Annotated in this window: 4 protein-coding genes; 2 read left to right on the forward strand and 2 right to left on the reverse strand. The window is 62.5% G+C overall.

Going from position 1 to position 10,266, the window contains the following annotated elements:
- Positions 1 to 28: 28 nt before the first annotated feature.
- Positions 29 to 4,690, forward strand: a complete 4,662-nt coding sequence (locus tag HBR93_RS18865) for a hypothetical protein (protein ID WP_169960829.1) — start codon at positions 29 to 31, stop codon at positions 4,688 to 4,690.
- A gap of 51 nt (positions 4,691 to 4,741) precedes the next feature.
- On the opposite strand, the gene HBR93_RS18870 is transcribed toward HBR93_RS18865, so the two are convergent.
- Positions 4,742 to 7,117, reverse strand: coding sequence for an RND family transporter (locus HBR93_RS18870; protein ID WP_057444729.1), 2,376 nt, complete (start codon positions 7,115 to 7,117; stop codon positions 4,742 to 4,744).
- A 15-nt stretch (positions 7,118 to 7,132) separates the two neighbouring features.
- A complete protein-coding gene (locus tag HBR93_RS18875) occupies positions 7,133 to 8,173 on the reverse strand; it encodes a YCF48-related protein (protein WP_057438652.1) in 1,041 nt (346 codons plus the stop codon).
- A 328-nt stretch (positions 8,174 to 8,501) separates the two neighbouring features.
- Here HBR93_RS18875 and HBR93_RS18880 point away from each other — a divergent pair, with 328 nt between their 5' ends.
- The gene (locus HBR93_RS18880) at positions 8,502 to 9,617 is read left to right on the forward strand and encodes a Gfo/Idh/MocA family oxidoreductase (protein ID WP_057438653.1); all 1,116 of its coding nucleotides are present in this window, start codon (positions 8,502 to 8,504) and stop codon (positions 9,615 to 9,617) included.
- Positions 9,618 to 10,266 lie beyond the last annotated feature (649 nt).

A 10,266-nucleotide genomic window follows, 5' to 3' on the forward strand; every position in this document is an offset into this window, starting at 1 on the left:
GCATCTACTGCCAATAAAAAGGATGTTTATGCAAAACCTCACCCCCTCCTCCATCGCCCATGCCGTGAGCGCTCGATTTGCTGATCGCCCCGCGCTGGAAACGGTGATCCGCCAACAACTCGCCGCGGCCATCGGCGCCCAGTACCCAACGCTGACGATAGACCTGAGTCGCACGCGCCTGGCCCGGCCGCAACGCCGCAGCTGGCTGTTACAGCCATTTATGCCAGTGGTACAGGATGCGCTGGCCAGTGGCATAGCGCTGGACTTCAGCGATGTGGACAACGTGCCCTGGTACCTCTCCGACGAGCCGCCAAAACGTCTGAAACTGCCCGGTTTGACCGGGGAACAACTCAATATGCAGGTCATCGCACGCCTGGTTGGCGAACTGCCCCAGACCCTGCCCATCGCCCTGCAAAATGCCTTGGCCGAGTATTGGGACGCCGGGCATTGGCGCTGGCTTGCGCACGTGCTGATGGACACCTTGCGCGTATCCGCCCTTCGCCCCACAGGCCTGGATGCCCAGGCGCAGGAGGCGATCGACCAACTGGTGGCCATCCCCGACCGTGAAGCGCGAATCGCCCGCCATGGCCAGGGTGTGGTGTTCGCCTATGGCCTGGAAGTCACCCTCAAGAGCGGGGAACAGAGCAGCCACCTGCTGAGTCCGGAACTGGTGCTGGTCCGCGCCGTGAACGGCAAGATGCCGGTGCTGCTGTGCAGCCCCGGCGGCGGCATTGAAGTGTTCGCCTCCATGGATGGGTTGGTCCAGGCCTACGGCCAGCGCCTGGGCAGCCAATATCAGGTCGACGATATCCTCATCCAGCGCTACGAGCCCGACGGCGATATCTTCGAACACCAGGCGGCGATGATCCTCAATCGCCAGTTGGCAGACCTGGGCAACCTGCGCCTGCCCACGGCCCAGCCCTTCAGCGCCTGGCAGGCGCTGTATGCTGAACTCACCGATCCCGGCCGGTTTTTCCGCGACTCGCCGGCCGCCCCACCCCAGGCCCTGGACACCCTGCGCCCACACCTGCCGAGCTGGCTGCAACAGGCCAGCGCCGACGACCGCGCGACTTACCGGCGTTATGCCCTGGCGCTGGCCAGCGCCAAACAGCGCGGCGGCGGGCGCCACTTCCTCAGTGATCTGGACGATATCCGCACCTACACCGTCAAGACCCTGCTGCAAACGCTGCAACACGACGCCGTGAACTTCGATTCCCTGTTGCCGACGCCGCCGTCTGTCGCCGCGCTGCACCCCGACGACCTGCAACTGACCTTCGCCGTCACCGCTGGCTATCCGGGCACCGTCGGAATTATCCGCCACGAGCGCATGAGCCTCACGGACATGGCCATCGACAACCTGGCCAGCCGCCCCAGCGGCACCGTGACCCTGACCCATCGCCATGGCCTGGCGCTGCCGTCGTGGCTGACCGCCGACTATTTGATGGGCGCCGGTGGCCTCATTGAAAAGGTCGATATCGGCCAGCACTACCCCCGCCTGCTGGAGCAGCACCTGCTGGGCGACAGTCCCGAGGCGCAGCAGCGTGAAGCGTTGTTTGCCGATCAGCAGGCCGCGCAACTGCCGTTGCTGGCGCTGGAGTTGTGCCTCAAACAACAGGCCGGCGTAAGCCGCCAGGGCACGCGCCTGGTGGCCGCGCTGATGCAGGGCAATGTTGCCGAGCAGCAGGTTGATAACCGCCAGGTGGTGATCCGTCATCTGGCGTTGGTGCGGGCCCCTGGCGCCTCTCCCGACAGCGTCAGCAACATGTACTTGATCGAAACGCGGGACGCCGAGGTCGGCCCTCATCTGCTGTACCGCCCGTTGTATGCCCAAGCGCTTCTGGAATTCGCCAGCCGCGAGGCGCTGTTCGAGGCCATCGCCCAGCCCGGCGAGCTACAGGACAGTGTGCTGACCTGGCTGAGCGACAGCGCCCGGCCGATCTATGCCCACGGTGGCTTGCGCGAACCACATTACCTGCGCTTCGGCCAGGGCGATGAATTTGCCCCCCTGAATAAGCCGGTGCCGGCGCGCCTGTCCAGCGATGGCATCAACGATGAATTACAACAATGCCTGGTGACCGGGCGCCTGATGAGCTACCTGTTCAGCGACCACGCCCGTGGCTTGGTGCAACAGGCCAACCGCGAGTCGGTGTCCAACAGCGAGAGCCGCTGGCGGGTACTGCTGGAAGGCAGCAGCCTGTTGTTCGGCAACCTGCTGCTGCCGTTGCTGCGTGGTCGGGCGATGCTCACCGGCTGGTTGATGGCCCTGATGGCCAGCCTGGACCAGGACATACCGGCGCTGGATGCGCCCGACCGCCAGACCCGGGAACTGGCTGCCGTCGATCTGCTGCTCAACCTCGGCCTGCTGCTGTTCGAGGCGACGCCCGAGGTGACCGCGTCTTACCCGCCCCTGGCTGCCGGGCTCAAGGCGCGTGCACTGCCTTCGGCCCTCGCGCCGCGTATTGCCGAACAATGGCCGGTGCCCGCGGCGCCGACGGTTCGCGAGGGAGCCGTGGCCCTGCCAGGTGTGTTGCCGGACACCCGCCGCAATGTGCTGGACTTCAGCTTTGCCCAGACCCGTCAACGCCTGACGCCAGCCCAGCGCGTGCGGCTGAGCAGCTTCAAGGCCATCCGGCCGACGCCCCTGCCCCGCCCCGTGCTGAATGGGCCACGCAGGGGGCTGTACCTGGTTGAAAACATTTGGCACGCCGAGGCGAACGGCGAGTGGTTGCAAGTGAGCCTGGAGCCGGAGGGCGACATCAGGGTCGTCGCCCCTGGCGACCCCAACCGCAGCGGCCCTTACCTGCGCAGCGATGCCAACGGCGTGTGGTCGGTAGACACCCGCCTGCGCCTGCGCGGTGGCATGCCCCCCAGGCGAATCGCCGCCGAACGTCAGCGACGGGCTGAACGGGTCAGCCAACTGAAGCGTTCTTACGAACAGTTCATCCAGGGTCAGGTGGCCCGGCAAAACCGGATCGAGATTTTCCTGGGGGTGATGACCAGGACCGCCGAAGACCCACGCTTCAGCGAAGCGCAACAGGCTGACAGTCGCCAGCGCTTCGATACGGCCCTGCAGGAACAGACATTGGAATACCAGCAGCAGTTGGACAGCCTGAAAGAACGCAGCGAGCTGGGGATTGCCTTGCCACCCGAATCGGTGGCGAGCTTGCTGGAAAACATCGTCAACAATACGCGCAAGCATGTGGTGGTGGCCGAGAAAGATCGCGGTGCGCTGTACCGCAACAACAGTCACTTCACGTCCCGAAGCACACGCCTGGCCGAGGCTGTGCTCAGTGACTTTGCGGCTTACCAGCGGTTCATCCGCGAAATGATTGCCATCAATGAGCGTTCGATCCACTGGCTGGAGCTGCGCGACCGCTACCTGGACCAACTGTTCAACCTGGGCACCGCCGGCAGCGAATACTACAACCGTCTGACCTGGGACCGTCCGCAGGAAATCAGCGCCCTGGCCGTCAAGGATCTGCTGATGCGCAACTACGAACTGATGACCCACAAGTACCCGGATCATCCACTGGTCGATGTACTGATCGACATCCTTGAGCCCCTGCAGGAACACTTGCGTACCCACAGTGAGCTGAACGACCTGGAACTGACGGCCGAGGACCGCGTGAGCGTGCTGGAAAGCCTGGTGGAACACTATGGCCGGGGCCTGGATTCGTTGCAGGGGCTGGGTATCGTCAATGCCGATGAGCTGGACAGCGAATATTTTGCCAAGCTGGTCACGCTGGTAGAGGGACTGTACCAGGACGCCGCCAAGCAACTGGCCGGCGAAATCAAGCCCGTCGCCCAGCCCCCCAGGCGCCCGAGCCGACGCAGCCCGGCAATGATCGGCAAGCCTCTGAAAAAAGTGATCCGTACCCCGAAAAAGGGCACCTTTATCGGTGAGGTCAAGCCAGTGGGCTCGGTGGAAACGGTGGAGGTTCGCTCCCAGGTCAGTGACCAACTGCTGGCCATGTATTCACAACGGGGGGACCAGTGGATCGAATACAAGGAGTCGCGACCACCGGCCTCTGCGCCAGCACCGCGCAGTCTGAGCCTGGTCAAGGGTGAAGCCCGCAAGCTGCTGGCCATGCTCGAAGAACACCTGCGCCGTGGCGAGCAATACCGGAGAATCTCCCGGCACCCGCAAGAAGTGCAGGAAGTGCTGCAATTTGAAGCGGTGCGTTACGACAGACTGGCCAACGAACTGCATCTGGCGATTCAGGCCCAACCCGCCGAGGCGCGTACGTCAGCGGATCAAACCCTGGTTAACAACATGCGCCAGGCGGCGTTGCGCTTGAGTGCGCAAGGCCTGGCGCTGCGTACCCAGCTGTGCCTGGACCTGCCCCCGACCCACGGCAACCTCGAGTACCTGATCGAACAGAAGCGCGCCAACATAGGGTTGCTGGGGGAGCGTATCCAACTGAGTGGCGAGCGTCGGGATTTTGTCCAGGAGTATGCGGTGAACGACCAGGGCGGCTATCCGTTGTGGTATGCGCACTTGCACTACCCGGCGGCCGATACGCCCAAGGAACTGTATACCGCGGCCCACCTGAAAACCCGGGAGCAGCGCAAGCAGAGTTACTACTCGCAACTGGCCAGGGCGCAAAGCCCCCAGGCAGTCGTGGATGTCCATCGCGGGTTGATCGGCAAGGCGTTGGTGCAGCGCTGGTTCCTGCCGCTGGCTCCCTGACCGGCTGTGGCGAGCGGAATTGCCCGCTCGCCACAGGGGGGGCTTCTTGGGTCAGTGGGCGAACAAGGAGTTGCCCTTCTGCCCCGCCAGTTTCTCCGGTTTGATCAGGAACCGCGCCAGTGCCGGCAGCAGCCACAGTGCACCGAACATGTTCCACAGCAGCATGAAGGTCAGCATCAGGCCCATATCGGCCTGGAACTTGATAGCCGAGAAGATCCAGGTGCACACGCCGATCGCCAGGCACAGGCCGGTGAACAGTACGGCTTTACCGGTGGATTTGAGGGTCTGGTAATAGGCTTCCTGCAACGGCAGACCGGCGCGCAGGAAGCTTTCCAGGCGGCTGTAGATGTAGATGCCGTAGTCCACGCCAATCCCCACCCCCAGCGCCACCACCGGCAGGGTCGCGACCTTGACGCCGATACCCATGAACGCCATCAGCGCGTTGCCCAGCACCGAGGTCAGTACCAGCGGCAGCACGATGCACAGGGTCGCCGCCCAGGAGCGGAAGGTGATCATGCACATGGTCGCCACGCACAGGTAGACCAGGATCAGGATGGTCAGCTCGGCTTCCTTGATCACTTCGTTGGTGGCCGCTTCGATCCCGGCGTTGCCGGCGGCGAGGATGAACTCCAGGCCTTCCTTGTTGTTTTCCTTGGCGAAGTCCTGCACCGCATGCACCGCACGGTCGAGGGTCTCGGCCTTGTGGTCGTTGAGGAACACCAGCACCGGCGCCAGGGAGCAATTGTTGTTGTACAGGCCATCGGCACGGGCGATGGAGTTATTCAACACATCCGGGTTACGCGACAGGGTTTCCCATTTCAGGTTGCCCTCGTTCATGCCCTTGATCATCTGCTTGGACACGGTCACCAGGGAGATCGCCGACTGCACCCCCTCGGTGTTCTGCATCTTCCACATCAACTGGTCGATGGGCGCCATGGCTTCGTAGCGCGAGCAGCCTTCTGCCTTGGTCTTGACCATCACCACCAGTACATCGGAGCTGGTGGAGTAGTTGCTGATGATGAAGTTATTGTCTTTGTTGTAGCGCGAATCCGGGCGCAGTTCCGGGGCGCCCTGGTCGAGGTCGCCGATCTTCAGGTTCTGGCTGTACCACAGGCCGCCACCAAAGGCGATCACGGCCAGGGCGACGGAGATCGGCGCGACTTTCGGGCTGGCGAAGTTCGACAACAGGCGCCAGAACGGATGGTCGCGGTTGGCGTCCTTTTTGCTCTTGGCAATCGCGCGTTTGCTGATGCCCACATAGGAGATCGCGACCGGCAGCAGGATCAGGTTGGTGAACACGATCACTGCCACACCGATGGAGGCGCCGATGGCCAGTTCACGGATCACGCCGATGTCGATGATCAGCAGGGTGATAAAGCCCACCGCATCCGCGAGAATCGCGATCATCCCCGGCAGGAACAGTTGCCGGAACGTGCGGCGGGCCGCCGTCAGGGCGTTGTCGGCCTCACTGGATTGCAGGGCGATGCCGTTGATCTTCTGCACGCCGTGGGAAATACCGATGGCGAAGATCAGGAACGGCACCAGCATCGAGTACGGGTCCAGGCCGAACCCGAAAAAGTGCATCAAGCCCAGTTGCCAGACCACCGCCACCAGCGTGGTGATCAACACTGCGATGGTGCTGCGCACGCAGTTGGTGAACCACAGCAGCAGCACCAGGGTGATCACGAACGCGACACCGAAGAACAGCACCACCATGATCAAGCCGTCGATCAGGTCGCCGACCTTCTTGGCGAACCCGACGATATGGATCTGGACGTTGGGGTTCTGCTCCTGGAACTTGGTGCGGATCTTGTCTTCCAGTTCGTGGGAAAACTTCTGGTAGTCCAGGGCCAGCAACTTGCCCTGGTCCTGCGGGTCCGGGTAGGACTCCAGCAGCGGGATATCGACGATGCTCGACTTGAAGTCGTTGGCCACCAGGCGCCCGACCTGGCCGGACTTGAGCACGTTGTTGCGCAACTGGTCGAGGCTTTCCGGCGAGCCGTTGTAGCTCTGCGGGATCACTTCGCCGCCGGCAAAGCCCTCCTCGGTCACTTCGGTCCAGCGTACGCTGGGGCTCCACAGGGACTTGAGGCCGGAGCGGTCGACACCGGAGATGTAGAACACTTCGTCGTTGATCTGGCGCAGGGTCTCCATGTACTCCTTGGAGAAGATGTCACCGTCCTTGGCCTCCACCGAGATGCGCACGGTGTTGCCCAGGTTCGCCAGGTCGTTGCGGTGCTCCATCATCTTTTCGATGAAGGGGTGTTGCAGGGGGATCATTTTTTCGAAGCTGGTGGACGGGCGAATCAACGTCGCCTGCCAGAACAGGAAAATGCTCACCAGCAGGCAGATGACGATCACTGCCGGGCGGTTATTGAAGATCAGGCGCTCAAGAAAGGTCGCTTTATCGTTGTGATGACTGCTCATTCTGTCCCCGCCTTCTTATTGTTTTTTGCGTTCGGCGCCGGTTGGCTCGGCGACGCGCACGCCACCCTGCCCCACCAGAATCAAGTCGCCATTGCCCGCCGCCGTCACTGCCGAGAGTGAAATGCGGTCCGGGCGATTGAATACGCTGAACGTCAGGCCATCGTCGTGGCTGACCACCACGCTGCCGCCGTTACCCACCACCACCAGGGTGCCGTCGTCGAGCAAGGTCGCGCCCGACAGGCCGAACTCCAGGGCGCCACGGGCGGCCTTGAGCGCCACTGGCTCCCAGGTGTCGCCAAAATCGGTGGAACGGAACAGATTGCCGCGCAAACCGTAGGCCAACAGGGTCTTGGGCTGGGCGGTGCCGATCACGCCAAACAGCGAGCCCTCGTAAGGGCCTTCGAGTTTTTCCCAGGTCTGCCCCTCGTCGCTGGAGCGGAACATGCTGCCCTGCTCGCCGACGATAAACAGGCCGGCATCCTTGACCCGGGCAATGGCGTTGAGATGGTACTGGTCTTCGTTGTCGAGGCGGTCGCTGACATCCTCCCAGGTCTTGCCGGCGTCGGTGGTCTCGATCAGCGCACCGTAGGCGCCCACGGCAAAGCCGTGGTTGGGGTCGTTGAACAACACGTCCAGCAGCGGTGCTTCGCGGCTGAGGTCCTTGAACTGCTCGCTCCAGGTGGCCCCGGCATCGCTGCTGGCGAGGATCTTGGCGTCATGCCCGACCGCCCAGCCATGCTGGTCGTCGATAAAAAACACCGCCGTGAGCAATTGCCGGGTCGGCACCTTGGCCTGCACCCAGGTAGCGCCCTGATCATCGGAATAGAGGATATGCCCGCGATCACCGACCGCCACCAGGCGCTTGCCGGCCTGCACGACGTCGATCATCAGGCCTTTTTCGGCCCTTGGCGATTCAATGGCAAATGCCGCAGGTTCTGCGGCGTCGGTTGCAGCCTGGGCAGCCGTCGATAACGCGACAACCCCCAGCAGCGAGAGCGCTGTAGCCAGCACCGCGACCTTGCGCGACGCGAGCGGGCGGCAAAAACCCACACCCATGACAGGCTCACTCATAGACCTTTCTCCCATTTATTATTGTTAGGTCGTAACACCTTCCAGGGTGTTCGCAGTGCGCAAACCTGCAATCTAGAGCCCCTTGAGGAAGCAGGGGCCATCCTATCGGGCTTTCGAATCGTCTGACAATCGGCGCTACGTTATCTTTTGTTAACTAAAGGCCTTTTGCCCTCGCGCTGAATATAGCTGCATTCGCTGAAATGATGAGTTGCCCGCATCCGCTAGGCGATATTTTTATTCCATATATTGATCATTGGGAATTTTTATTCTATTAATTGCGCTCCTGAAACAATAATTCAAAAGGACCACCGCCATGCGCTCACTCGGAATCGGCCTGATCGGTACAGGCTTCATGGGCCGTGCCCACGCACTGGCGTTCAATAACGCCCGTGCGGTGTTTGAGCTTCCCTTCAACCTGACGCTGGCGGCCCTGGCCGATGCCGATACCAAGCGCGCGCAACGTTGCGCCAGCGCCTGGGGCTTTGCCCAGGCCCATGGCGACTGGCAACAATTGATTGATAACCCGCACGTGGACCTGGTCGCTATCACCACCCCCAACCACCTGCACTACCCCATGGCCATGGCCGCACTGGCGGCGGGCAAGGCGGTGTATTGCGAAAAACCCCTGGCGACCAGCCTGCAGCAAGCCGACGCCATGCGCCTCGCCGCCTACGAGGCTGGAGTGGTGACGCGGGTCGGCTACAACTACCAGCACAACCCGATGATCGCCCTGGCGCGACAGATGATCGACGCGGGCGAGCTGGGGCAGATCATCAGTTTCCAGGGCGAGTTCAGTGAAGACTTTATGGCCGACCCGGCGTCGCCCTGGTCCTGGCGCTGTGAGGTGGAGCATGCCGGTGGCGCCCTGGCGGACCTGGGCAGTCATCTGCTGGCGATGGCGCGTTACCTGGTGGGCGATGTGAGCAAGGTGTGCGCCGACAGCCAGACCGTCCACGCCCAACGCCCGGCCAGCCCTGGCAGTACCGAGTGGCGTTCGATTGCGGTGGATGATCAGGTACATGCCTTGCTGCGTTTTGCCAATGGCGCACGCGGCACCGTCAGCAGCAGTTGGCTCAAGCACGGCTACAAGAATCACTTGAGCTTCGAGATCAGCGGCACACACGGCACCCTGGCGTTCGATCAGGAGCGATTGAATGAGTTGCGCCTGTTTCGTGCCGGTGAACAGGGGTTCCAGCGTTTACTGGCGGGCCCCGCCCTGCCCGGCTATGCCGCGTTCAGCCCGGCGGCGGGGCATCAGTTGGGGTACAACGAACTGAAAACCCTGGAAGTGCAGGAGTTGATCATGGCCCTGGCCGGGCAAGGTGCCGCGGGTACTGATTTTGAAGCGGCGTGGGAGGTGGAGCGGTTGGCGACAGCGCTTCGGCTGGCGGCGCGGGAGGAGCGGTGGGTCAACGTGAGCGAAATTTAAAGACCTGCACCGATTGATGTGGGCTTGTTCGCGATGGGCATAGGTAGCTATACAACTCTCTTCTGGGGTTGTGTACATATCCGTTGCTGCGGTTACGGCGGCTATTGGTTCCGCCCTTACGGCGGCTCACTTTGGAAAAGAGCCCCAAAGTAAGCAAAGGGCTCTTGCCCCACCACTCGGCACCTCGCCCAGGCTCGGTGTGCCCGTCATCCGACATTGATTTGGGGGGCCGCCGCGATGGGCCATCCATGGCCCAGCGCGGCTAACCCGGCGTCCTGCCGGGTTACCCCCCAAATCAATATCGGATGACGGCCAGCGTGGTTTAACGGGGCGCCTGAGATCAAAATCACAAGCAAAGCGAGGCGGCCTGACAGCCGACCTGATCGTCGAGGCGTGCGCGGTCCCCCTGTGGGAGCTGGCTTGCCTGCGATGGCGGCAGGTCAGCCAATAGATTTATCGACTGATACACCGTCATCGCGGGCAAGCCCGCTCCCACAGGGGAAGGCAGCTTCGCGCTCTGGCTTTGCTGTTGCTCTGCTTTTGATCTGGCTTTTGATCTTGATCTTAGGCGCCCCGTTAAACCACGATGGCCGCAGGCAGGTAGTGCGCAGTGGGCACCCCGGCATGGATGCCGGGGTAGCCGCGACAC

The sequence above is a fragment of the Pseudomonas sp. WS 5411 genome, assembly GCF_012985595.1.
Taxonomy (GTDB): domain Bacteria; phylum Pseudomonadota; class Gammaproteobacteria; order Pseudomonadales; family Pseudomonadaceae; genus Aquipseudomonas; species Aquipseudomonas shahriarae.